The 24,438-nt window shown below is 37.0% G+C and carries 26 protein-coding genes (1 of these 26 running past the window's edge); 5 read left to right on the forward strand and 21 right to left on the reverse strand.

What is annotated here, in order from left to right; genetic code table 11:
- The 11 genes from O7776_RS18315 to acpS all read right to left on the reverse strand — a co-directional run.
- Nucleotides 1-1,802, reverse strand: the 5' portion of a protein-coding gene (locus O7776_RS18315; RefSeq protein WP_274308347.1) for a Tex family protein. It extends 370 nt beyond the left edge of the window; 1,802 of the gene's 2,172 nt are visible here — the first part of the coding sequence; the start codon lies at nt 1,800-1,802; its stop codon lies beyond the left edge, outside the window.
- Nucleotides 1,803-1,931: 129 nt separating this feature from the next.
- On the reverse strand, nt 1,932-2,717 hold the full coding sequence (sigB, locus tag O7776_RS18320; RefSeq protein ID WP_274308348.1) for an RNA polymerase sigma factor SigB: 786 nt from the start codon (nt 2,715-2,717) through the stop codon (nt 1,932-1,934).
- Nucleotides 2,695-3,162, reverse strand: coding sequence for an anti-sigma B factor RsbW (gene rsbW / locus O7776_RS18325; protein WP_274310543.1), 468 nt, complete (start codon nt 3,160-3,162; stop codon nt 2,695-2,697). The genes sigB and rsbW overlap by 23 nt, the downstream gene beginning before the upstream one ends.
- Nucleotides 3,162-3,494, reverse strand: coding sequence for an STAS domain-containing protein (locus O7776_RS18330; RefSeq protein WP_274308349.1), 333 nt, complete (start codon nt 3,492-3,494; stop codon nt 3,162-3,164). The genes rsbW and O7776_RS18330 overlap by 1 nt, the downstream gene beginning before the upstream one ends.
- Before the next feature lie 72 nt (nt 3,495-3,566).
- Nucleotides 3,567-4,562, reverse strand: a complete 996-nt coding sequence (locus tag O7776_RS18335; RefSeq protein WP_274308350.1) for a PP2C family protein-serine/threonine phosphatase — start codon at nt 4,560-4,562, stop codon at nt 3,567-3,569.
- Nucleotides 4,563-4,578: 16 nt separating this feature from the next.
- The gene (locus tag O7776_RS18340) at nt 4,579-4,977 is read right to left on the reverse strand and encodes an anti-sigma regulatory factor (protein WP_274308351.1); all 399 of its coding nucleotides are present in this window, start codon (nt 4,975-4,977) and stop codon (nt 4,579-4,581) included.
- 418 nt (nt 4,978-5,395) lie between these two features.
- Entirely contained in the window at nt 5,396-5,746 is a 351-nt protein-coding gene (locus O7776_RS18345) for a type II toxin-antitoxin system PemK/MazF family toxin (protein WP_241370793.1), read from the reverse strand.
- A 4-nt stretch (nt 5,747-5,750) separates the two neighbouring features.
- Nucleotides 5,751-6,038: a transcriptional regulator gene (locus tag O7776_RS18350; protein ID WP_274308352.1), complete on the reverse strand. Its 288-nt coding sequence runs from the start codon at nt 6,036-6,038 to the stop codon at nt 5,751-5,753.
- A gap of 167 nt (nt 6,039-6,205) precedes the next feature.
- Nucleotides 6,206-7,324, reverse strand: coding sequence for an alanine racemase (gene alr, locus O7776_RS18355; protein ID WP_274308353.1), 1,119 nt, complete (start codon nt 7,322-7,324; stop codon nt 6,206-6,208).
- Between the two features lie 45 nt (nt 7,325-7,369).
- On the reverse strand, nt 7,370-8,368 hold the full coding sequence (locus O7776_RS18360) for a LolA family protein (RefSeq protein WP_274308354.1): 999 nt from the start codon (nt 8,366-8,368) through the stop codon (nt 7,370-7,372).
- 66 nt (nt 8,369-8,434) lie between these two features.
- Nucleotides 8,435-8,788, reverse strand: coding sequence for a holo-ACP synthase (gene acpS, locus O7776_RS18365; protein ID WP_274308355.1), 354 nt, complete (start codon nt 8,786-8,788; stop codon nt 8,435-8,437).
- Nucleotides 8,789-8,873: 85 nt separating this feature from the next.
- Between acpS and O7776_RS18370 the strand changes: the two genes are divergently transcribed.
- Nucleotides 8,874-9,497, forward strand: coding sequence for a rhomboid family intramembrane serine protease (locus O7776_RS18370; protein ID WP_274308356.1), 624 nt, complete (start codon nt 8,874-8,876; stop codon nt 9,495-9,497).
- 39 nt (nt 9,498-9,536) lie between these two features.
- Here O7776_RS18370 and O7776_RS18375 read toward each other — a convergent pair whose 3' ends face one another.
- From O7776_RS18375 to O7776_RS18390, 4 genes are all read right to left on the reverse strand, one after another.
- Nucleotides 9,537-11,006: a PH domain-containing protein gene (locus tag O7776_RS18375; protein WP_274308357.1), complete on the reverse strand. Its 1,470-nt coding sequence runs from the start codon at nt 11,004-11,006 to the stop codon at nt 9,537-9,539.
- Nucleotides 10,999-11,478, reverse strand: a complete 480-nt coding sequence (locus O7776_RS18380) for a PH domain-containing protein (RefSeq protein WP_274308358.1) — start codon at nt 11,476-11,478, stop codon at nt 10,999-11,001. The genes O7776_RS18375 and O7776_RS18380 overlap by 8 nt, the downstream gene beginning before the upstream one ends.
- Nucleotides 11,479-11,646: 168 nt before the next feature.
- Nucleotides 11,647-13,200 carry a degradosome RNA helicase CshA gene (cshA, locus tag O7776_RS18385; protein ID WP_274308359.1) on the reverse strand — a complete coding sequence of 518 codons (1,554 nt, stop codon included), beginning with the start codon at nt 13,198-13,200 and terminating at the stop codon, nt 11,647-11,649.
- Nucleotides 13,201-13,557: 357 nt separating this feature from the next.
- Nucleotides 13,558-14,256 (reverse strand): alpha/beta hydrolase, encoded by a 699-nt coding sequence (locus O7776_RS18390; RefSeq protein WP_274310544.1) that lies wholly within the window; start codon nt 14,254-14,256, stop codon nt 13,558-13,560.
- 70 nt (nt 14,257-14,326) lie between these two features.
- Here O7776_RS18390 and O7776_RS18395 point away from each other — a divergent pair, with 70 nt between their 5' ends.
- Nucleotides 14,327-14,611: a cache domain-containing protein gene (locus tag O7776_RS18395; RefSeq protein ID WP_274308361.1), complete on the forward strand. Its 285-nt coding sequence runs from the start codon at nt 14,327-14,329 to the stop codon at nt 14,609-14,611.
- A gap of 62 nt (nt 14,612-14,673) precedes the next feature.
- Here O7776_RS18395 and O7776_RS18400 read toward each other — a convergent pair whose 3' ends face one another.
- The 3 genes from O7776_RS18400 to O7776_RS18410 all read right to left on the reverse strand — a co-directional run bounded on the left by O7776_RS18400 (nt 14,674) and on the right by O7776_RS18410 (nt 18,172).
- The gene (locus O7776_RS18400; RefSeq protein ID WP_274308362.1) at nt 14,674-16,041 is read right to left on the reverse strand and encodes a UDP-N-acetylmuramoyl-tripeptide--D-alanyl-D-alanine ligase; all 1,368 of its coding nucleotides are present in this window, start codon (nt 16,039-16,041) and stop codon (nt 14,674-14,676) included.
- A 12-nt stretch (nt 16,042-16,053) separates the two neighbouring features.
- The gene (locus O7776_RS18405; protein ID WP_274308363.1) at nt 16,054-17,127 is read right to left on the reverse strand and encodes a D-alanine--D-alanine ligase; all 1,074 of its coding nucleotides are present in this window, start codon (nt 17,125-17,127) and stop codon (nt 16,054-16,056) included.
- A 295-nt stretch (nt 17,128-17,422) separates the two neighbouring features.
- Nucleotides 17,423-18,172 carry a hypothetical protein gene (locus O7776_RS18410; protein WP_274308364.1) on the reverse strand — a complete coding sequence of 250 codons (750 nt, stop codon included), beginning with the start codon at nt 18,170-18,172 and terminating at the stop codon, nt 17,423-17,425.
- A 452-nt stretch (nt 18,173-18,624) separates the two neighbouring features.
- Between O7776_RS18410 and O7776_RS18415 the strand changes: the two genes are divergently transcribed.
- Entirely contained in the window at nt 18,625-19,815 is a 1,191-nt protein-coding gene (locus O7776_RS18415) for an FtsW/RodA/SpoVE family cell cycle protein (RefSeq protein ID WP_274308365.1), read from the forward strand.
- A gap of 48 nt (nt 19,816-19,863) precedes the next feature.
- Here O7776_RS18415 and O7776_RS18420 read toward each other — a convergent pair whose 3' ends face one another.
- Nucleotides 19,864-20,001 (reverse strand): Lmo0850 family protein, encoded by a 138-nt coding sequence (locus O7776_RS18420; protein WP_274308366.1) that lies wholly within the window; start codon nt 19,999-20,001, stop codon nt 19,864-19,866.
- Between the two features lie 424 nt (nt 20,002-20,425).
- On the opposite strand from O7776_RS18420, the gene O7776_RS18425 reads away from it, so the two are divergent.
- Nucleotides 20,426-21,232, forward strand: coding sequence for a YwqG family protein (locus tag O7776_RS18425; RefSeq protein WP_274308367.1), 807 nt, complete (start codon nt 20,426-20,428; stop codon nt 21,230-21,232).
- 328 nt (nt 21,233-21,560) lie between these two features.
- Nucleotides 21,561-23,027, forward strand: a complete 1,467-nt coding sequence (cls, locus tag O7776_RS18430; RefSeq protein ID WP_274308368.1) for a cardiolipin synthase — start codon at nt 21,561-21,563, stop codon at nt 23,025-23,027.
- A gap of 39 nt (nt 23,028-23,066) precedes the next feature.
- On the opposite strand, the gene O7776_RS18435 is transcribed toward cls, so the two are convergent.
- Nucleotides 23,067-23,918 (reverse strand): M15 family metallopeptidase, encoded by an 852-nt coding sequence (locus O7776_RS18435; protein ID WP_274308369.1) that lies wholly within the window; start codon nt 23,916-23,918, stop codon nt 23,067-23,069.
- A 32-nt stretch (nt 23,919-23,950) separates the two neighbouring features.
- The gene (locus O7776_RS18440) at nt 23,951-24,205 is read right to left on the reverse strand and encodes a hypothetical protein (RefSeq protein ID WP_241370812.1); all 255 of its coding nucleotides are present in this window, start codon (nt 24,203-24,205) and stop codon (nt 23,951-23,953) included.
- Nucleotides 24,206-24,438: the final 233 nt, after the last annotated feature.

The following is a 24,438-nucleotide window of genomic DNA, read 5'->3' on the forward strand; positions in this document are numbered from 1 at the left end:
GCACTTAATTCTGATAAACTCAATTCGCTAATCGCTTGTTCTGCCTTTGGTGTACCAACGTCTTTTTTTGTTAATGCAGCCGCTTCTAAAATTGCTTCAGCCAGCTTATAACTTTCTGGGTGAATGCCTGTAGTATCGAGTGGATTTTTTGCCTCTGGGATACGTAAGAAACCGATTGCTTGCTCATAAGTTTTTGCACCTAAACGTGGAATTTTTTTTAGTTGCGCACGTGATGTGAATTTTCCGTTTTCACCGCGCATTATTACGATATTTTCTGCTACCGTTTTCGATAAGCCCGAAACATATTGTAACAGTGACGCTGACGCTGTATTTACATCAACACCTACTTGGTTTACCGCTGTCTCTACGATAAATGTTAGTGATTCAGCTAGCTGTTTTTGAGAGACGTCATGCTGATATTGTCCGACACCAACTGCTTTTGGTTCAATTTTTACTAATTCAGATAAGGGATCTTGTAAGCGACGTGCAATCGATACTGCGCTACGCTGCTCTACTTGTAAATCCGGGAACTCAGCACGTGCTACATCTGAAGCTGAATAAACGGAAGCTCCCGCCTCATTGACGATTACATATGCAACCTGCTCATCTACTTCTTTTAACACTTCCGCAATAAATTGCTCTGTCTCACGTGAAGCAGTCCCATTTCCAATTGCAATAATGCTTATTGGATACTTTTTCAATAATTTTATAATCGTTGCTTTTGATTTCGTTGTATCTGATGTCGTATGCGGATAAATTACACCGATTTCAATCATTTTCCCTGTTTCATCAACTACAGCTAATTTACAGCCTGTACGATAAGCCGGGTCAACACCTAATACCATTTTACCGCGCATTGGTGGTTGTAGTAATAAATTACGTAAGTTTTCCGAGAAAATATGAATCGCCTGTGTTTCACCTTTTTCGGTTAACTCTGAGCGCAATTCGTTTTCAATGGACGGTTTAATCAGGCGTTTATAGCTATCTAATATCGCTAATGTCACTTGTTCGACAGATGGACCAACAAAGTTTTTCGGAATGAAGTGCAATTCCATTTGTGTTGTTGCCTTCTCAATAGGTACGTCAATTGTTACGCGCAATATGTCTTCCTTTTCCCCACGATTTACTGCTAATGTACGGTGAGGTGCTATACGAGAAACCGGCTCTTCGTATTCATAATACATTTCGAATACTTGTTTTTCGTCTTTTTCTGCATTTTTTACAGCTGTTACAAGCTTCCCTTCACGCCAAGATAATTTACGCAGCTTTTCTCGAATTGTGGCATCATCTGCAAAATATTCCGCTAAAATATCACGCGCACCTGCTAATGCATCTTCTATAGATGTAACACCTTTTTCTTCGTTTATATAACTAGCAGCAAGTTGCTCTACTGATTGCTTTGTAAATTTTAATATGTGCTCAGCTAGTGGTTCTAACCCCCGTTCTTTGGCAATCGTTGCTTTCGTACGTCGTTTTTGCTTATATGGTCGATATAAATCTTCAACACGTTGTAATACTGTTGCCGCTTGGATGGCTTGTTGTAATTCTGCTGTCAACTTGCCTTGCTCAGCAATTAAGCGTACTACTTCTTCTTTTCTCGTTTCTAATTGTTGTATGTAATGATAGCGATCTTCAATGGCTTTTATTTGTACTTCATCTAGAGAACCTGTAACTTCTTTACGATAACGCGCAATAAACGGTACGGTATTCCCTTCTTCTAATAAGTCAATAACTGCTTGTGCTTGTTTCGGTTGTACATTTGCATCTTGTGCAATCATTTGTAGCATTTTCTTCTGTTCCATCGTGCCACTCCTTTACGTTTGAACTCCTTTTAGTTTACCACTAACAATCCTTTGTTACTCTTGAAAATTCGCAATTTCACCCACAAAAAAAGAGTCCACTTGTGCAAAAAATCAGTAGACTCTAAACGGTTATGATGATATTCCGCCACTTGAAACAATAGCATCTTGTAATTTTTTTATCGCCTTGCGCTGAATACGCGAAACATGCATTTGTGATATGCCAAGTCGTTCACCAGCTTCTTTCTGGCTTAGCTGATCTAAATAGGTAAATTGGATAATTTGACGCTCGCGATCATTTAACACATTCATTACATCCGTTACGATCATACGACGATTCGTTATTTCATAACCGTCATCCTCTTTACCAACGACATCGAATAAGGAAACGGTACTACCATCTGAATCGGATTCAATCGAATGATCCATCGATAACGCTTGATAACTACGCCCCATCTCCATCGCTTCAAGCACGTCTTCTTCTTGCACTTCTAAATAAGTTGCAATCTCACTGATCGAAGGTGAACGCTGCAACTCTGTAGTTAGTGCTTCTACTGCTGATTTAATGCGTGGTCCAAGCTCTTTAATTCGCCTTGGTACATGTACATCCCATGTTTTATCTCGTAAAAACCGTTTAATTTCACCAACAATTGTTGGCACAGCAAATGCTTCAAAGCTTCTGCCAAAGGAAGGATCAAATCGTCGAATCGCACCTAATAAGCCAAGCATACCAACTTGTACAATATCATCATAATAAGATTTACCATGAGAATATTTACGAGCAATTGACTCTACTAATTGTTGATAATGAAGTACTAAGTTTGTCTGTGATTCCTCGCTGGTATGCTCTTGATATTCTGCAATCCAATTTAGTACTTCTTCTCTTGATGAATTTCTAGGTAGTGATTCTTTCGACATTCCCCTTCACCTGCTCTCTCGAGACATACTTTGTCATGAAAACCGTTACGCCGCCTTCATTATTAATTTTCACTTCATCCATTAAAGATTCCATTAAGTAAATTCCTAATCCACCCTCACGTAAAAGTGCTACGTTTTCATCCTCATGATATGGACCGATTTTAGATTTTACTTCTTCAAAGTTAAAGCTTACGCCGTAATCTGCTACCATAATTTCAATTTTGTCACTGTAAAGTGCACAGCCAAGTACTACTTCTCCACTTTCGCCTTTATAAGCATGATGAACAACATTTGTTACCGCTTCACTTGTTGCAATTTTTAAATCTTCTATTTCGTCATAAGTGAATCCAACACGCACAGCTAAACCAGAAATCGTTAAACGAATGACACTAACATATTGCGATTTAGCCGGCACTCTGATTTCGATATAATCAAATGCTTTCATCATTTCATCTCCAACTCCTCGTCGGTTTCAATACTCATTAATTCACTTAATCCTGTAATCTCAAATAATCGTACTAAACGACTAGATAAATTCACTAATTTTAACGATGCGTTTTCACGTGTTATCTTTTTGTAAAATGCCACGAAAATTCCTAAACCCGTACTATCCATATAATTCACTTTCGATAAATCTAACTCAATTTTTCGTCCTTCTACAACTCTAACTGTTTCTAACTCTTCACGTAATACAGGGACTGTAAACGTGTCGATTTCCCCTTCAATATAACCTCGTAGCACGTTGCCATCTTCTCTAAACTGAACATTGACATTCATTATTAGACACCTCCATCTACTGAATTATATTAAAATTCCCTTTTTCTGTGTAATTAAACCCATTTTCTTAGATTATTTTTTTATAAAAACCACAGTAAAATCATCTTCTAAATCAAATTCTGGCATAGCTTTTAAATAAGCGTATATTTGCTCACACATTTCTTGTGCCGTAAGATGGTTATAACTCAACGCCAATTTTTTTATGACATCACGCGGATCTATATCTCCCCGTTTGCGGAAATCGGTCACGCCATCTGTAATCATTAAAATAAAATCGTTGTCCCCCATTTCAATCTCATATTGAGGGTAGTTAACTTCAGGCATTACGCCTAATAACAAACCTTTAGACTCTAAATCATAGAAAGTTTGTTCACTCGCGCAATAGTAAATTGCCGGTTCATGACCAGCAGAACCATATGTAAACAGACTGTTTTCAACATCATATGTGCCATAAAACATCGAGACAAACATACTATCATCAACACTTTTTTCAATGATGCGATTTAAAACGCCTAAAATATGCGATGGCTCATTCGTTGCATATTCTAACGTATCCAAACCATACTTAACCATTGACATACATAGTGCTGCTGGTACACCTTTGCCTACTACATCCGTCACAGCCACGCTAACATAATGTTCATCATCACTTAAAAAATGTACATAATCGCCATTCATTTTACGAATGGGAATGGATACCATACCAATATCAATGGCTTCAATTTTCGGAATTGTTGTCCGAAGAATCATATCTTGAATTTTCGTTGCTACATTCATCTCAATACGTAATTCTTCTTGTTGTTCTAGTAAACTTTGATGTTCTTTTAATGTCAGCCCAAAATGCACCATGATTTCGATTAAAAAATCAAAGCTATGTGAAACATCCTCCGACACATTCGGATAAATATGTTCAATCGCATATTTATGAATATTAATCACTTCTTCAGGCGTTACCTTTTTCTGAATCAATTGTCGAATAAAATTTTGGCCGATATACAAATTTCGTTCAGTTTGATTCTCTAAGTAATCAGATAATATTTTCTGATATTGAATTTGTAATTCTTTCAATTATCATCACTTCCTACTACACCCATTTTTCAATTATAACGATTGTCCCTTTACCGGTAGTTGACTGAATATCCATCGAATCCATCAGTCTTTTAACGCCTGGTAAACCCGCACCAAGACCGCCCGAGGTAGAATAGCCATCTTCCATCACTTTTTTTAAATTATTTATACCGGGGCCTTTGTCAGCAGCGATAATACGTATTCCCATTTTGTCCCCTTCATTAATCCGTTCCATTGTTACTTCTCCTGCACGAGCATATAAATAAATGTTTCGAGCAAGTTCACTAATTGCAGTTGTAATTCGAGCTTGATCTACCGCACCAAAACCTATCGCCTTTGCTTCGTTCCTTCCAAGTTGGCGTGCAGCTACAATATCCCATTCTGTTATAATCTCTACGGTAGCTTTTGAATCCATCATAGCGCCTCCAATTCCTTAAGTTTTCTTTAGGGGAATTAACGCGTAACATAAAAATTTTAAATAGTCAATTTATTATAACAAACTTCGTCACTCTCTGTGTAATTTATGGTAATAGTCTAAATTTTACAAAAATATACAGATGGTTATTTTCCATTTTACTGCATAATTCTACTTTTTACACTATTTAAAACTTGTTAATTCATAATATATTTTAAGATTCTTCCCTAAAATATGCTTCGACTAACTATTTTGCAAATTATTGATTTTTTATGTGGATATACTGCGTAATAGATTGATTTTCGATTTATAGTATCCATTCTTTTAATTAAAAATCATAAAAGTCCTCAGCATTGTATTGATTTTAGCCTATTAAAAAAACACCGAAACGATTATGTTCCGATGTTTTTTTTATGTATTAAAATTTTACAAGTCCTAAACTAATACCAAGTGCCATGTCCACTTCATGCATTAATTTGGCATCCAGCTGTGTAATTCGATCTGTTAATCGAGATTTATCAATAGTACGCAATTGCTCAAGCAAAATTACCGAATCACGTTCAAAACCATACTTTTTAGCATCGATTTCAACATGGGTAGGTAATTTTGCTTTTTGAATTTGCGCAGTAATTGCAGCGATAATGACTGTTGGACTAAAACGATTACCTATATCATTTTGAATAATAAGAACAGGTCTTGTACCACCCTGCTCTGAACCTATAACTGGTGATAGGTCAGCAAAAAAAACGTCTCCACGTTTTACAATCAAATTGTCATCCCCCGCTTACGAGACGCTCCACCATATGTTCCGCTTCATATTCTGCATGTAAGCACTCACTGCAAATCGTCAGATTAATTTGCGACATTTCCACATAGCCTTTCATTAAAGCTTCCCGTATTTGATTTGGTTGCATATGCTTTGTATATTCCTTAGCCGCTAAATACGTAATCATACCACCATTATTCGTACCACGACCAAACTTTCTTTCAAATTGTACAATTAACTCATTAGGAATATTAATTACTACTTCTTCTACATCAATAATTTCTTTTGCGTACAAAACAAGCACCTCCACCGAACATTCCATTTCCATACCATTCTAGCATTGAATGGCTACAAAGAAAAGACAAGAAAGTAAAAAAACTGACAATTCTCGCAGTGGGAAATGACAAATAAGTGAAAGTACTTATTTTAATCCGCATTTTTTCGACAAAACTCACATTACAATTACTTATATACTCTAGGAACCCGGGCTGTAATTACACAAGGTACTTCATAGTTAATTGTTTCTAACTTATTGGCCCAGTCATCTAATGTAATTCTCTCTTGCCCTTGATGACCGATTAAAACAACAGGTTCTCCAACATTATATGCTTTTGGTAGTAAAATCATACTTTGATCCATACAAATTCGTCCAATTATTTTAGATCGCTCGCCACCTACAAGTACCTCTTGCCCACTGAGCTTGCGAATCATCCCATCTGCATAACCGATTGGAATTGTACCAACATAAATATCTTCCTCTGCTGTAAATGTCGCACCGTACCCTACTGACTGTCCTGCTTTAAGCTGCTTTACATGAACTAACTCCGTTTGTAACGAAAAAGCAGGTTGAATCGGGAAAGGTAAAATTTCTCCAACATATGATGAAGGAAGTAAACCGTACATTGAAATCCCAAAACGTACTGCGTCATATTGTAAAGATGTATCTTTTACTAACGCGGTTGCTGTATTTGCAACATGTACTAGTCTTGGCTTCGATGGCAATGCCATTAACAACTCCTTAAATAAGGATACTTGGTTGTCAAAGTACAAAGAATCTTCCTCATCAGCCGTTGCAAAATGTGTAAAAATCCCATCTAAAATAAAATGCGGTGAAGCTATGATCGATTCGTATAAAGGTATTAGCTCTTCTCTCGAATCCACACCGATACGCCCCATACCTGAATCAATTTTAATGTGCAACTTCACTGGCTGTGACTGCGGAAAATATGCAGCTGCACGCTCTAACCAGTCTGTTGAAAAAACAGTGAGGGTAATATTTTCCTTTGCCGCATATGGAATAAAGTTAGGTGGTGTTGCACCTAGTATTAGCATATCAGTTTTTGGGAAATGTGCTCTCATATGTACTGCTTCATCCGGTGTTGCAACTGCGAGCATTGTCGCCCCTGCTTTGATTGCTGCTTTTGCTACTTCAACGTCACCGTGCCCATATGCGTTCGCCTTTACGACGGCAATAATTTGCACATCTTGTTGGAGGTACTGTCGCAATGACGTAACATTTTGTTCAATTGCTTGTAAATCGATTACTGCTTTTGTAGGTCGAAAGTTAGTTTGAATATCCATAATAATTTTACCCTCTTTTTGTAAATTTAAACATAATTTTGAAAACTATTTTTGACTACCTTCTTGAACACTTGCCGCTACTTCTAATAATTCTTCTTTCGAAAGTTTCGTGGATGCAATGAAGAATGACATGCCATCTTTGTCCCATTGAATCGAATGCTCTGTAATAGCGCCAATTGTATCCCCTAAATCAGCTGGATCTCCTGTAGAAAACACAGGTAATATACTTTCATTATAATTTATTGGCTGTTGCATCATCGTAAATGGCTTTTCCCCTTCAAACGTTAAAATGACACGTGAATTTCCATCTTCCTGCACTTCAAGCTCATCTGTTAATTTTGTATGAGCCCAATTCACAGTTGGATAATATACTTTGAACTCAGTGTTAACTATATCGGCACTAGCTGCCTTTTTTTCCTCATCATCTGAAAATTTTTCTACTGCATATTCTTCTGCCTTATGTTGTACACCTAATTTAATATCTTTAAATTGAATAACAACTTGCTCTTGTAACTCCCCGTCTAATACACTCACTTTTGTTGGCAGCATCGTTTTTTTGTTTATTGAAATTTGTTGAACCGGTAATGCAGTACGGTCTACATTTCGCGTTTCAAGCTCAAATACAAAGTTTTCTTCATCTTCTGTCATTACTAAATTTTTATCCGCTATTAAATCTTCTGCTAACGCACCAATTAAATATCCCTGGCCATTTTGCTTCGGCCATTCACTTTGAAACTTATGTGTTTTACGTAATGCCGGTGTAACAACAAAAACCCCTTCTTCATTGCGAACAATTAGTTGCTGCTCTGTTTCACCTTGTGGATTAACCGATACACGGTAAAAATCTGGTTTCGTATGCCATACATTTACATCATAAATCCTCGGTTCGCTTCCTGTTTTTACTTCCATAGATGCCGTTAATTCGTAGCCTTTTGCTTCACTCCACTTTTTATTGACATCTTCAATCACTTCTTCCTGCGTCACCTTGCCACAAGCCGCTAGAAAAATACAAAATGCGACAACTACGAGCAATCGAATGTTCACTGCTCCACCCTTTCCTTCATCTGTTCTCGATAAAACAACATATGAAAGAAAGAAGGCATGTATGTATTATTGCATTAAGATTACTTGTGCAGCAGCTGTCGTTTTCGTATGTGTAATGGAAATAAAACCATTCACCAGATCTCCGTCAAAGTAAAGCACGGGCTTCCCTATCTCATCTTTTAATATTTCAATTTGCATCAGTTCGCAGTCTTTCCCTATCCCTGTTCCATTTGCTTTAGAGTACGCTTCTTTCGCTGCAAATCGCCCCGCTAAAAACTCAACCTTTCGTGCGTGCGAAAGCGGTTCAAAAATTTTTAACTCTCTTACGGTTAATATACGTTCGACAAACTTTTTTGAGCGCAACATCATTTTTTCGATACGCTCTAATTCAATTAAATCTAATCCTATTCCTTTAATCATTTGAAGGCTCTCCCTTTCTTTTACGTAATATTCCAATGTATAATAAAAATAATTCGTTGTTTGTAGGACATTATCGAGGTGGAATATGTTTATTCGTAGAGAAAATTTTAAACAATACATTACGTTATATCCAGTTGTGTCGTCAATTATTGCCATCAATTTCATCGTTTATTTACTAACATTAGTTCCCGGCTTTGGTGAGCGACTTTTATATACTGGCATGAGCGTAAATGGTTTGATCGCTCAAGGTGAATGGTGGCGCATCATTACATCAATGTTTTTACACGTAGGCTTTACCCATGTGCTTTTTAATATGTTTTCATTATTTTTATTTGGTCCTGAGCTCGAAAAAATTGCAGGCAAGATGCGCTTTTTAACCATCTACTTTTTAGCAGGCATTTTTGGTATTGCAGCAACTTATTTAACGCAAGAACCGACCTATGCAAGTGTTGGTGCTAGTGGTGCGCTTTATGGGATTTTCGGCGCATTTGCCGCTCTTGTCTATTACACAAGGCATTTATTCCCTCAGCTAAAGCAAATCATCTTACCGTTAATCGTCATTAGTGTTATTATGACATTTTTAACGCCAAATATTAATATCGCTGCCCATCTTGGAGGGCTTATTGCCGGCTTTATTTTAGGAATTGTTTATTTCAACCCGAAAAATATGGTACGTTGGCGCGAAAAAAATATTCGACGTGTAAAATAGAAAGCAAATGAGACCGCCCCAAAACGAGAGCGGTCTTTTTTATTTTTCATACCAACATAATATCGTTTCCACTTCTTGCTGGTCAATGTGACGTACTATAGCCGATGCTCCTGTCATCCCAGACATCACTACAATTTTCGCCGAACCAATATCGCGTCGTTTTTGGAAATAGGTTTGACGGCCTTGCGTCACTTGAATGCGCTTTTTCACCGCAAAAAAGGTAACGCGACTAATCACACGAGACACAATCGTAATTTGGTTTTCGTAAAGTGTGTAGCCTGTTGTTTTGAACTGCCATCTACCTAATAAAATTATCGGCACTATTAGTAATAACGACAATAAGCCATACGGATAAAAGAAATACGATATAAGTCCAACGAGCGGAACAAACCAGATAAAATCAATTCGATAAAAAAATGGAAGTGCTTTTTTTGGCGGCTTCACATGTGAGGATAATGAAAAATCATAATCCGGGAACAGTTCCTCAAGCGGCGTAAGTAGCTCTTTCTTTGCAATTAACGGCAACAAAATGATTTTTTTATTTGCTTCTCCGCTAAAACCACCACCAGCACTTTCTACAGCTACTGAAGCAAGACCTAGTAATTGTTGAAATGGATTTTCAACAATTTTAATTGCTTGCACCCGGTTCAACGGAATAGTCACACGCTTTTTTTCAATTAAGCCACGAGTAATAATTAATCGTTCTTGCTCTTTTGACACCGTGAAATTATAGTAATTTAAACATGTAAAACCAACCGAAATAATCCACGTTAAAAGTAGTACGAGCGCAATTATAATCGCCACCGCAATAAAACTATATTTCATCAAAAATGCAACTTCATCATAGATCGCATCAAACGGTATAAACTCCGCAAATTGCGAAACAGCTGCAAACACCCCCGCTAGCACTACTCCCATACCACTTGATGTCGTCGCAAGTAACAATAACTCCGGAATTTGCATTTTATGTACAACCGTTGATGGAACTTTTTCAATAATCGGCTGTTCGTTTTCTTCTATTATAGCTTGTTGGTTTTTCGCATACTTCATTCGAATTTCAATTTCATCGGCTGCTGCACGTGTTACAGCTGTTAATTCCGCTTCTGGTTTCCCATTTTTGCTACCAGCTGTTTCAATTTGTACTTCAACAAGCTTAAAAATTCGGTGAAATATACCTTCTTTATAATTTAAGTTTTGAATTCTTTCAAATGGAATATATCGCTTCTTTTTTACAAATAGACCGTATTCAACGCGGAGTTCACTATCCTCAAACCAATAAACGAAAGTCCACCATTTAATTCCCCCATTAATGATCGTCCAAAGTAAAACAACAGATAGAATCATTAATGGTACCATTTCTCCAAAAAAGTCTTTACTACGGTAATCAAAATTAAAGTTAAATCCATTCGCCACTATAATGATAGCAATTGGCACTAATAGGTCCTTCAGTGCCTTCACAACATTAATTAAAACTGCCGCAGGATGAAGTTTAAACTTTTCATTAGACATCATCTTCCGCCACCCTTGCTAATTCCGAAATTTTCATACGTAACATATCCGCGTATTCTAACTCTAGCATCGGAATAGTATGAACTGTTGCCGCTGACGATATTGAAATGTTTGCTAAATTGTATTTTTTTAATATCGGACCTTGCTCTGTATCAACATGCTGTACACGCACCATCGGAATTAAAGTACGTGTCACAATAAATAAGCCGCTTTGAATTTCAATTTCTTGTTCACGTACTTCATAGCGCCAAATTTTCCAACGAATATTCGGGAAAATTATGATTGAGCAAATGATTGATAATACAACAATTACAATCATCAGCCATTGAATCCATACTGGCCAACTGAATTTAATTGTTAGAAATACGGCACCAGCTGCAAGTAATGCTAAAATCATCGTTTGAAAAAATCCATACAAACGCCAAACAGTTACCGCTTTTTTAGGTAATTGGTTTTGTGGTTGTGCTCTCATTTTATTTACACCTCGTTTTCTCTATCTAGATATACGATTTAAATGATATTTCGTTTCACTTTTATCATACTATAACACTTCCATGTTCTTGAAACTTTACATTGATTTTATTTTTAAACTAAAAAACACATCCGCGAATTAACGCAGATGTGCTTTGGATTGTATAAATTAGTCTTCGCGACGTTGACGAGGACGACGGTCACGAGAAGATGAACCTTCGCGGCGTCCGCTTCCTTCACGACGACCGCCATCACGACGTTCGCCACCGCGGCCACCTTCACGACGACGATCTCCACCGCCATTACCACCACGACGGTCTCCACCACGGCTACCTCCACCACGGTTGCGGTCATTACCACCACGACCACGGTTTCCACCACCATTAGAACGTTCACGACGCATTGGTAATGGACGCTCTTCTGTTAACGTAACAGGCGTTGCATCTGGCTCTTTTGTAATAGACTTAAGTGCAGCTGCCACTAAATCTAACGCTTCGTTATTTGCTAATAACTGAGCTGCTAATTCACGGTAGTTGCCTAAATCATTGTTTTGCACTAATTCCACCAACGATTGCATTGCATCTTCTTGTAAGCCTACTAAAGCTTCTTCAGATGTTGGTGGACGTAAAGGATTCATACGTTTTTTCGTAGTTTCTTCTACGATACGTAAGTAACCCATTTCACGAGGTGTTACAAATGTTACAGAAGTACCTTGTTTACCAGCACGGCCAGTACGACCAATACGGTGAACGTAAGATTCTGGATCTTGTGGAATATCAAAGTTGTAAACATGTGTTACACCAGAAATATCTAAACCACGAGCAGCTACGTCTGTTGCGATTAAGATGTCAATTTTACTTTCTTTAAATTGACGTAATACAGAAAGACGTTTTGCTTGTGATAAGTCACCGTGAATTCCTTCTGCTAAGAAACCACGTAAACCTAATGCTTGAGATAACTCATCAACACGACGTTTTGTACGACCAAAGATAATCGCTAACTCTGGTTTTTGAGAATCTAATAAACGAGAAAGTGCATCGAACTTCTCACGCTCAGTAGCTTTTACAAAGAACTGCTCAATGTTTTCCATTGTTAATTCTTTTGCTTTGATTTTAACGATTTCTGGGTTTTTCATAAATGTTTCAGCAATTTTGCGGATTGCAGGTGGCATTGTTGCTGAGAATAATAACGTTTGACGATCAGATGGAACAGACTCTAAAATCGCGTTAATGTCATCAATGAAGCCCATGTTTAACATTTCATCTGCTTCGTCTAATACTAATGTTTGTACTTCGTCTAATTTCATAGTACGACGGTTAATATGGTCTTGAATACGACCAGGTGTACCTACGATAATTTGTGGTTTATTTTTAAGCGCACGGATTTGACGACTAATTTCTTGTCCACCGTAAACTGATAATAATTTTACGCGCTTATCATAACCTAATTTATAAAGTTCTTCTGAAACTTGGATTGCTAATTCACGAGTTGGAGCAATTACTAAAGCTTGGATATTCGGATTTTTAGGGTCGATTTTCTCGATTAATGGAATACCGAATGCAGCTGTTTTACCAGTACCTGTTTGCGCTTGACCTAATACGTCGCGGCCAGCCATGGCAAAATTAACTGTTCCTTCTTGGATTGGTGTTGCTTCTTCAAACCCCATACGCTTAATTGAACGTAATGTAGATTCACTAATGTTTAATTCTGAAAAATTTGTCAAACTCTTCAATCTCCTTTTTCCTATTAAGTTGACAAATGGTTACATTTTCAGATAAAATGGCGGCAAATTTCGAGCCATTGTAATTGGAACGTTTCCGTTACTAAAAAATTCTCTCTACTTACAAAATGTAGAGTCTCTTATATGAAAGGAAAGCCCGGTCATTGCCGAGCGGTTCGATTCTACAGTTTCTTAATTGCAATGCATTTTTAAAAAATAGAATAAAACCGTTATCAAAAAAAAGCACTCTTCACCTAAAACGCTTGAAGAGTCTTTGCACAAAATGTATCCATTGCTTTACATAGTCTAACACGGGAGTTCTCGGTATGCAACGTTTATGCTTATGTGAATTGTTATATACTATGCATCATTTAAAAATTGAAAGACCTTTTGAAACCAGCTTTCGCAGTCATCACTATAGCAAATGTGATGTTTTCCCTGCTCAGAAATATACAGTCTTTTTTCTGAAGATTGAAGTAAATTTTGCAAATAAGCTGCTGTAGAAAATGGGACAATCCCATCCAATCTCCCTTGTACAATAAATGTCGGACACTTTATATTTTGAATATACGGTGCTGTTTTTTGCACAACACGTGTAAATTCTACCGTGGCAGATAACGGAACATGCTTAAACTTAAATTTGTAGCGTGCAAATAATTCATTATCCCCCAATTGATGATGTATGAAATCTTCGGCCATTAAACGAATATCTTTTATAAGTTGTGTCGGACTAATATATTTTGCGGCCGCACTAAGTAAGACTAACTTTTTCACCTTATAACGAATTGCTAAATACATCGCGATAACCCCTCCCATTGAAAATCCAACTACGATAACTTCATCAACCTTTTTCTTTAAATTTCGATAGGCAACTTCCGCTTCCATCATCCAATGTTCCGCTTTATAACCTTTCATCGCCAACTCTTCTGCCTCACCATGTCCTGAAAAAGTTAGGATACTTACTTCCCACGTTGTCCGCTGCTGAAGAAAATCTACTAAAGGTTGTACCTCATAAGGGCCACCTGAAAATCCATGTAAAAAAAGTATACCTGTCGACACAACATCACCTGAATTCATAATTTTTTGTTTATTTTTCCCGATAAAATTTTATACATTTAAGAAGAAAGGAATGGAATATGAAATCTTTGAAAAGAATTTATTGAATTTATCGTATAGTAACAATCAATATTTAGATACATTATTCAAGGAAGATTGGCATGTTGAAAATGGGTCGCTATTTAAAGGCGAGGAAAATGTTGAAAACATGAACGATGAGCTTGATCTCATTTTATCGGATATGGGCATTGTAGCAACCATTTTCTTAAATGATACTCGTATCGCGACGAATGTCAAAATTGATGGTAGACGCGCTGTCGGTACATTATCTAAACTCATTCATAGATTCAAATTTTAACAAACAAAAAGACGTAGAATCATAGCTTAAATGCTGATGACTCCACGCCTTTTGTTGATCAATTATTGCGCTACGTTTTGTATAATCGTTTCAAGTTTCATGCCGCGTGAACCTTTTACTAAAATGAGTGTATCTTCCGTTGCGTGCTGTTTGATCGTTTCAATAATCGGCGCATAATCCGTTTCTGAATAAACAAGAAGTTCCGAATTAAATTGACCTTGTAGCTTTTCATATAACCATTTCATGCGTGGGCCATATAAGCATACATAGCTCACAACGTCCGCATCGATATGTTGGGCGATTTCTTCATGCATTTGTTGCTCGTCATCACCTAGCTCCAACATATCTCCTAGTACCAACCATTTATCGCCGCGAATCGATGTTTGATTTACAAATTGAACTGCTGCATGCATGCTTGTCGGTGCTGCGTTGTAAGCGTCATTAATGAATAACACATCGCCAACAGGAATCAGCTGCATACGCATATCTGTTAACACGACTTGCTTTAATGCCGCGCGAATTTGCTCGTCTGTCAAACCGAGTGCTTTACTTACAAGCATCGCGTTTAGCGTATTTTTCACTTGGTGCTCACCTAATACCGAAATGAAGAAATCTCCGTCGATTGCACCTTCAACGTGGAATCTGCTCCCTTCAGCGTTTGCTACAATATTAGATGCAACTAAATCTAAGCCTTGTGTAAAGCCAACTGATTGGGTTCTTAAAGTCGGCTGTTTTTTAATAAGGTTTTGTAATAATGGCTCATCACCATCAAAGAATAATACACCATTGTCATCTAAACCTTGAATGATTTCAAACTTTGCCTGTGCAATGCCTTCACGAGAGCCTAAATCTTGCATATGTGCTTCACCGATGTTTGTAATAATCGCATAGTGAGGGCGCGCTAACTTCGTTAAAAATTCAATTTCACCAAAGCCGCTCATACCCATTTCAAGCACTGAAATCTCTGTGTCTTCATCTAGCTGTAAAATCGTAATTGGTAAGCCTAATTGGTTGTTAAAGTTCCCAATTGTTTTTTGTACTTTATAATATGGTGCTAATGCGCTCGCTAAAATATCTTTCGAAGATGTTTTACCGTTCGAACCTGTAATGCCAATAAATGTTGCTCGATGCTCATTACGGTAGCCCTTCGCCATTTCTTGTAGCGCAATTTCTGGATTATCGACAAAAATTAGCGGTAAGTGCTGCGGTGGGTTTGGTTCATCATTCATCCATAAAGCTGCCGCTGCCCCTTTTTCAAACGCTTGCTCAACAAAGCGGTGACCATTTACAGCCTCTCCTCGAAACGGAATGAATAAATCTCCTTGCTCGATTGTACGTGTATCAATAGAAACACCTGTTACAACGGTTTCTGGAAATGCTTGATTTTCAATGTTTAGCCAATTTGCTAGTTGTTGTAAATTCTTCTTCACGGTTTCCCCCACTTAGTCTCTGTTGTATTGAAGTTGTTGTTTCTCGGTATGGCGCTCAACTGCAAGCGCGATTAAATTTTTAATTAGCTCTGGATACGGCATATTTGTATGTTGCCATAATAATGGATACATACTTACCGGTGTAAAGCCTGGTAAAGTGTTCACTTCATTAATAAAAATTTCATTGTCTTCGGTAACGAAGAAGTCTGCACGTACTAATCCAGCTCCATCAATTGCTTTAAATGCCTTTTTCGCCATGTCTACTAAGTTCTCATACACTTGCTCTTCTAAAGGGGCTGGAATAATTAACGCTGTTGAACCGTCTTTATATTTTGAATCATAATCGTAAAACTCAGTCATCGGCTTAATCTCACCTGCTACCGATACTTTTGGCGCATCGTTTCCTAACACAGCTAGCTCAATTTCACGTGCTGTAACTCCTTGTTCAACAACGATTTTGCGGTCATATTGTAAGGCAAATGCAATTGCTCTTTCTAACTCTGTAGCATTTGAAGCTTTACTAATTCCCACACTTGAACCTAGATTTGCAGGTTTTACAAACATTGGATAGCCTAATGTTTCTTCACATTTCGCTGTATAGCCTTGCTTGTTGCTTTCCCACTCACTGCGAATAAAATGTACATATGGCACTTGAGGTAAGCCTGCCATTTCAAATAGCTGCTTCATCGTTACTTTATCCATCCCAGCAGCAGAACCCAGTACACCGTTACCAACGTAAGGAATATTTAATACTTCTAAAAATCCTTGTACCGTACCGTCTTCCCCATTAGTACCGTGTAATAATGGAAAAATCACCTCGAATGGATTTGCCATATGTGCCGAAATGAATTGCATAATATTATTATCAGATTGCTCTGATGTTGATGTAAATTGTAATTGTTCGATTGATTGTGCGGCTTCTGTTAGTTGAGGTCCTACACGCCATTCACCATTTAATGTAATAAAAATCGGAAAGACATCAAACTCGCTAAAATCTAAAGCTTGTGTTACTGCCTTCGCTGTAGATAGTGATACTTCGTGCTCGGCGGACTTACCACCATATAATAAACCGATTCTTTTTTTCATTTCTTTGACCTCCAGTTTTCACTATTTTCTAGTGTACCATTTCTATCAATTACGCCTCGGCTAACTTTTGTCCAGATTTTTTTCAAGTTCACTTAAAAAATCCCTCTAAAAATCTGTGACATCCGCCGAAGCATTGGACCAACACGATGTTGGTCACTCAGGCGTTGTCGCACGATGCGGCGCTCTTAGCCTGAGTTCCTCTAATTCAGTCCGAGTTTGAACCCCCACTGAATCAAGTTAAAACGCTAGCGAGCATTCGTCATAAAAACACCCACTGCTTATTTTGCTGTGAGTGTTAACTAATTTGTATTAATTCATCATAGCTTAGTTTTAAAATTTCATTTAAGTCGTCCCATACTTCATCTGGGTAATCATAGTCACTAAGCATTCGGACTTCGACTCCATAATGAGCATTAGGCTTATCTAATTTATATAGTGACAGTAACGCGCCTTCCTTCACATAAGGTCTATATAATCGTAATGTTGAAGGATCAATTGCTGGTGAATTATTTTTACTTTTTCTCCGCCAAAAATTCCCTGCGCCTTCTTTTTCTTTAATCATCTGATTAAATAAATTCGACACGAGTATTTCAGAATCCCCGATAAAACGATAATAAACTTTCGTCATTTTATCTGCAACGGATGAATAGTACGTATAACGGTTTTGTAATTTACTAAAGAACGGTGTCGCGAGTGGCTCACGCTTATGACTTAAATACAGCAGCTCTGCCTGTTCAAGCGGTGTTAGTGCATTGACATTTTTTTCAGATGCAAAATCAACCCAGCATAAATCCCGCTTTAAATCTATTTCTTTTTTCAAAAAACCTGACATATCTTCATTCGTTACAAAATCGAATTGCGTATGCATATTAAACGAGCCATCTTCGTAAGCGTGATTTAACAGCAAAATATTTTTCATCGGCTCAACAGAAGTAATAAATTGCTTTACTGTTAACCCGCTATATACGACAAAATGTTCTACATCGTTCATATGTATATAGATATGATGCATAAAATCTTCTGCTGCCTTCACTTTCTTCGCCACGAAACACAACTCCTTTAATACGAATAATAGATTTATTATATGACTTCTTGTGCAAATTTGAAACATTTTATCCTTTGTTTCGTCCAACATTTAAGTCAAAAGAAGTTCAAGTATTTTTCCTAAGAATATGATACAGTAAATAAAGCAAAAAGCTTTGTTTTCTGCACTTATTCTACTTTACATAAAGTAGCGCCTCAATACAATGAGTAGAGATACTTACGCTATGTAGAGTAATCTAATAATTATTTTAGGTAGATACAAAAAATACATTCCTTAATTTGTTAGTATCTTTAACCCCTAGAGTGATAAATCAATTACGCCTTGGCGTAATTGCGGACATACTTGGCATTTAACCCACACATATAGAAGTGGAGGACTTTTGTACCTGTCGCTTTGCTTACGGTACAATAAAATATGCTGAAGAAAGTTAAAAAAACATAAGGTGAAACGATATGGATACAAACAATTATAATTTTAATAAGCGTTTCGATTGGCCGCTTACCATCATTTTATTTTTATTTCTTGTGGTCAGCCTTAGTGCCATTGCATCTGCTCAAACTTCAGGGCAATATGGGGGAAACTACGTAATAAGTCAAGCGATTAACTATGTTATATTTGCCTTTATAGCAGGGGTTGTCATGTACTTTGACCCCGACCAATACAAAAAGCTAGCATGGCCTCTTTACGGCATTGGCCTAGTACTTTTAATCGCCGTTGTTGCTATCCCACCGTCAACTGGTATTACGTTATATCGAAACGGGGCACAAAGCTGGTTCATAACACCGATTGGTAGTATTCAGCCAGTAGAATTTATGAAAACCTTTTATATTTTGGCAATTGCATACTTAATTAGTAAGCACCACGAAAAATTCCAGAATAAAACGATTAAAACGGACTTCGCTTTACTTGCTAAAATCGTTGCAACATTAATCGTTCCTTTAGCATTAATTATGCTGCAACCTGACTTAGGCTCGAGCCTTGTATTTATTGCCATCACTGCAGCGCTTGTAGTCGTTGCAGGAGTTACATGGAAAATCATTTTACCGCTATTTGGTGGGGTAGCCGTTATTGGTGGCTCACTTCTTTGGATGGCGCTGTATATGCAAGATTTCCTTGAAAAAACATTTGGCTTCCAACCATACCAATTTGCGCGAATTTATTCATGGATAGATCCCTATTCATATGCAACATCTGACGGCTATCACTTAATTACATCACTAAATGCAATTGGCTCTGGTGAAATTTTTGGGAAAGGCTTTATGTCACGTGAGGTGTACGTAGCCGAAAACCATACTGACTTTATTTTTGCTGTCATTGGGGAAGAATGGGGCTTTATTGGTGCAAGTGCCGTTATTTGCTTATACTTCTTACTGATTTATCATTTAACAAAAACAACGCTTCTTTTAAAAGATCCGTTTTGTACGTATGTTTGTGCAGGGATTATTGCAATGATTACGTTCCACGTATTCGAAAATATCGGGATGACGATTCAACTATTACCAATTACCGGTATTCCACTTCCATTCATAAGCTACGGTGGTAGTTCGATGATGGGAAATGCACTCGCAATTGGTCTAGTCTATAGTATGAAATTCCATTACCGCACATACATGTTTACATCAAATGATCCAGACGATGAATAAAAAATGAATATAAAAAGCGACCGCAGTCTATAACTTGCGGTCGCTTTTTTAGTTTTGTGTTTGTGGAGTTTGCGTTGGTGGTGTTAATACTTTTAAGAGCTCAAGACGCGATTTTGTAACTGTCGCTGTAACACCGACTTTTGCTAAATTGCTAACAATTCGTTTTAAATCTAATTCTTTCGCCATTCGGTACACCTCAAGCTTTCCTATTGTAATTTATATAACGAATTCGATTCTAAAAAGTTTCAATTCCAAAGGTCAGACCTTATACCTCTATATATTACCACAACAATCAAGGTCTAAATTTATCAGATTTGTTACAAAAATAATTCTCTAAATTATTATTAACCAATTCATCACGAAATAAACGAATGAAATAAAATTCCGATTATTCCCCTTCATTTCTTTTTAATTAATAATTTACACTATGTTCGCAGTAAAAACGATAGGTAATTTAAATTAATGGATGTTTAGCAAACATTATAGGTGGAAATATTGTAGATAGAAGGCACATTTTGTCGTTATATTTCACTTAAGAATAAATAACTCCGCATCTCAATATGATACATTACGTCTTCTTACTTAACTAAAGTTTAATAGGAGGTGCTTCATGATGAACAATTACGAAAAAAATATATACATTCCAAAAGAATTAACAAATTTCCATACTTGTTTAACTCAGTCTGCTGAACAAGTGGCGATTTTAACCCCTGTTTCACAACCGGCATTTTTGCATGAAAGTAAATTTGCAGGACTACCATTTTTAACACATGAGTTGGAACATCCAAAAGATGAATACAACCAATATATGCTATTGTTAGCACAAATCAATTTTGCTGAATTTAAACTAGAGAAGCCTTTTCCAGAGGGCGGCATTTTACAATTTTATATTTCCCAACATTGCTACGATAAAGTTAAATTTCATTCACAGTATTGCCATTTCAAAGTACAATTTTTATCTCATCAGGAAGACTATAAGAATGGTCTCCATGACTTTACGTATTTGAGAGATGTCAATTTAACGCATTTTCCAATTCAGCAGGAAATGAAGCTGCATGCTACAACACAATTCGAGCCCGTTTCCGCTACAGATTACCGATTAATTGACTATTTCAATCCAGAAATAATGACAGCTTCTATTACTTTAGATGAACGTTCATTCGAAGATGTTTATTTAGAAAGCTATTTAGCAGCCGACCATAAAATCGGTGGTTATCCTTACTTTATTCATGAAGATTTCCGTAAACAATCCTACTATTTACAGCATTACGATACATTATTATTGCAAATTGTATCGAATGATGAACAATATATTATGTGGGGCGATAGTGGTATTATTAGCTTCTTCATCAACTCTGATAAACTTGCAAATCAGGATTTTTCAGATATTTACTTCCATATCGAAGAATACGATTAAACGATACTTGTTACACTGGGCAAATAAAGAGCCGAGTGTTTCTTTTTGCGTTCAAACATTTTACGTTATAATAAGAACAATACTAAAGCACCCTTCCCGTACTGAGTGAGCAAAACGCCACATCCATGTGGCATGCCCCCAATCACTCACATCGTGTGAGCCTCAGACATTGGATATTCTTCCTGCGAAAGTATGCGCACTACCACTTTTGTAAAAGGAACCGAAAAGATTGAAGGGACATAAGCTTTAACTTAGACAGCTTGTAAAAGAATTATGCATGCTTATCTTTTTAGATTAAACATAACGTATGCAAAATAAAAAAAAGTAGGTGAACTTTTTGAGTGCGATTATTGATAAATATTATCTTGTTCCAATCGTTCTCTTCATTAATGTCATCTTTGCGATTACCGTCATCTTTTTAGAGCGCAAAAAACCTTCATCCAGTTGGGCTTGGCTACTCGTACTTTTCTTTTTACCGTTTGTCGGATTTTTATTGTATTTACTTCTAGGTCGCCAGTTACGTAAAAAACATTTATTCCGCTGGGATGGAAAAAAGGATATTGGTATTGACCGCCTCATAAATTATCAAATCGAAGCAATTAAAAATGACCAACTCGAATATCGTACCGATCATGTAAAAGAATACAACCATCTTATATATATGAATTTAACGACAAATAATTCCGTCTTAACACAAGATAATTCCGTACATATTTTTGATGATGGTGCCGATAAATTCGAAGCGCTTATTAAAGATATTCTTACAGCAAAAAATCATATTCATATTCAATACTACATTTTCAAACTCGATAATTTAGGTCAACGTATTTATAACGCTTTATTAAAAAAAGCAAAACAAGGTGTCAAGGTACGGATTTTATATGATGAAATGGGCTCACGTGGTGTACGGAAACGTCACTTTAAAGAGCTCCTTGATTTAGGTGGTCAGGTAGAAGTATTTTTCCCATCGATTTTACCGCTTATCAATCCACGCTTAAATTTCCGTAATCACCGTAAGATTGTTGTCATTGATGGTCGAATTGGCTATATTGGTGGTTTTAATGTAGGAGATGAATATCTTGGATTGTCCGACCGATTTGGTTATTGGCGCGATACACATTTGCGCCTTGAAGGTAGCTCTGTGCATCCACTACAAACACGCTTTATTTTAGACTGGAATCAAGCAAGCGCCAAAAATGATATTCAATATGCTGAGCGTTACTTCCCGATCATTCCGCAAAAAGGAACTGCCGCATTACAAATTATTTCAAGCGGGCCTGACACAGATTGGGAAGTAATTAAAAATAATTATTTACGCTTAATAACCAATGCAAAACGTTATGTTTATATTCAAACGCCGTATTTTATTCCAGACGAATCATTCTTTGATGCTGTCCGTGTTGCGGCACTCGCTGGGATTGATGTACGCATCATGATTCCAAATAAACCGGACCATATGTTTGTTTACTGGGCGACTTATTCCTATGTCGGCCAACTCGTCGAAGCTGGTGCGAAAGTATATCATTATGAGAAAGGCTTTATTCACGCCAAGATGATTGTTGTTGATGATGAGGTAGCATCTGTTGGGACTGCCAATATTGATGTGCGAAGCTTTAGCTTAAACTTTGAAGTAAATGCTGTTTTGTATGACCGCATTTTGGCACATCAACTTGCAGAAATTTTTGAGGGTGATATGTTAGATAGCGTAGAATTAACACATGAACTTTATAAAAATCGATCAAATATTATTAAATTTAAAGAATCTATTTCTCGACTATTAACACCAATACTATAAAAAAAGTGTGAGGAAAGTTATTACTTTCCTCACACTTTTTTACTCTATCCCTAAATATTCTTCTAACGTAACGCCTGCTTCATATACTTTTGTGGCCAAGTCGCCATCTAAATAGCGGAAATGCCATGACTCATACATAAACCCTGTAATATCCTCTTTCCCTAGTGGATAACGTAAAATAAAACCGTACTTGTGGGCATTGTTAACAAGCCATTGCCCTGCCTTCGTTTCTCCAAAGGCACTCGTTAACCATAGATCCTCACGCCCCTTTTCACCAATATCGAATGCTAGTCCTGACTGATGTTCTGAATAGCCAGGGCGTGCGCTATAACGGTCCGCTGCATCTTTTCCATCCTTCGCTACATAACGATCATAAAGTGACGTTTGGTATTCATAGGATCTGAAACCACTGAAAGCCACTAATTCGATACCTTCTGCTTTTGCGGCTGCTGCCATTTTTTCAAATGCCGCTACTGCAGTAGGATCCTCACCCTTATTGTAGTTTGCCGGTAACGGGATTTTTTTGTTTACAATCAGAACACCTTTAACATACGTTGGTTCTGTTGCTGGCTGTTGCTCCACTAGATAGCCATTAACAACTTCTGGTTCAGTTGAAGGTTGCTCGGTTTCCGTTGTAGAATCTATCGGTTTCTTTTCGGGATTGTCTTCCGGTAGTTCAGTAACACTTGATTCAGAGTCGTCCACATTATTTGTTTCATCCACTTCATTCGTTTCTTCTGACTGTTGCTCATTTTTAGCATCATTTTGCAATACAGAAGATTGTGCAATATAGTATTTATAATAGACTGAGCCTAAAATCGCGATTAATAATACACATGAAATCGATACAATCACTACAATAGGACTCTTTTTTTTCTGTTTTGAGTTCATTACCATTCGCCTTCTTCTTTAATTCTTTTACTTTATCCATTTAACATTATAACAACAACTAATACCGATAAAATGGCAAAGATCATTGACATTTTACGCATCCAATTTGCTTCTTTGTCATGCCCCTTTTCTTTAAACGTTCTTGAGCGGAAAAAGTTTGTTATTGTAAACATAATTGTCATCGATAAAATTGCTGCATCCATGTTTTGCTTAATAATAAAAAACAGTGCCGATAAACTCGAAGCCGCTACTAAAACAAGCGAAATCATTCTTTCATATTTTTTCATGAAAATCTCCTTACATTATATTGATAGCATTATTCATGATTATATACCAAAATAAAAAACCCTCCACCCTTTTGCCTCAATCATGCAAATAAATTGCACGAAAACGAGCGTAATATAAATGGAGAGTTTTATATGATTGTTCATAACCATTGCAATTCAAATACAGCACAAAAAGTATCCGTTCTAATCAAAAGATCTTCATAATTTAAACAATTACAACGCTTGGATCACAT

It is taken from the genome of Solibacillus daqui, assembly GCF_028747805.1.
GTDB classification, from domain to species: Bacteria; Bacillota; Bacilli; order Bacillales_A; family Planococcaceae; genus Solibacillus; species Solibacillus daqui.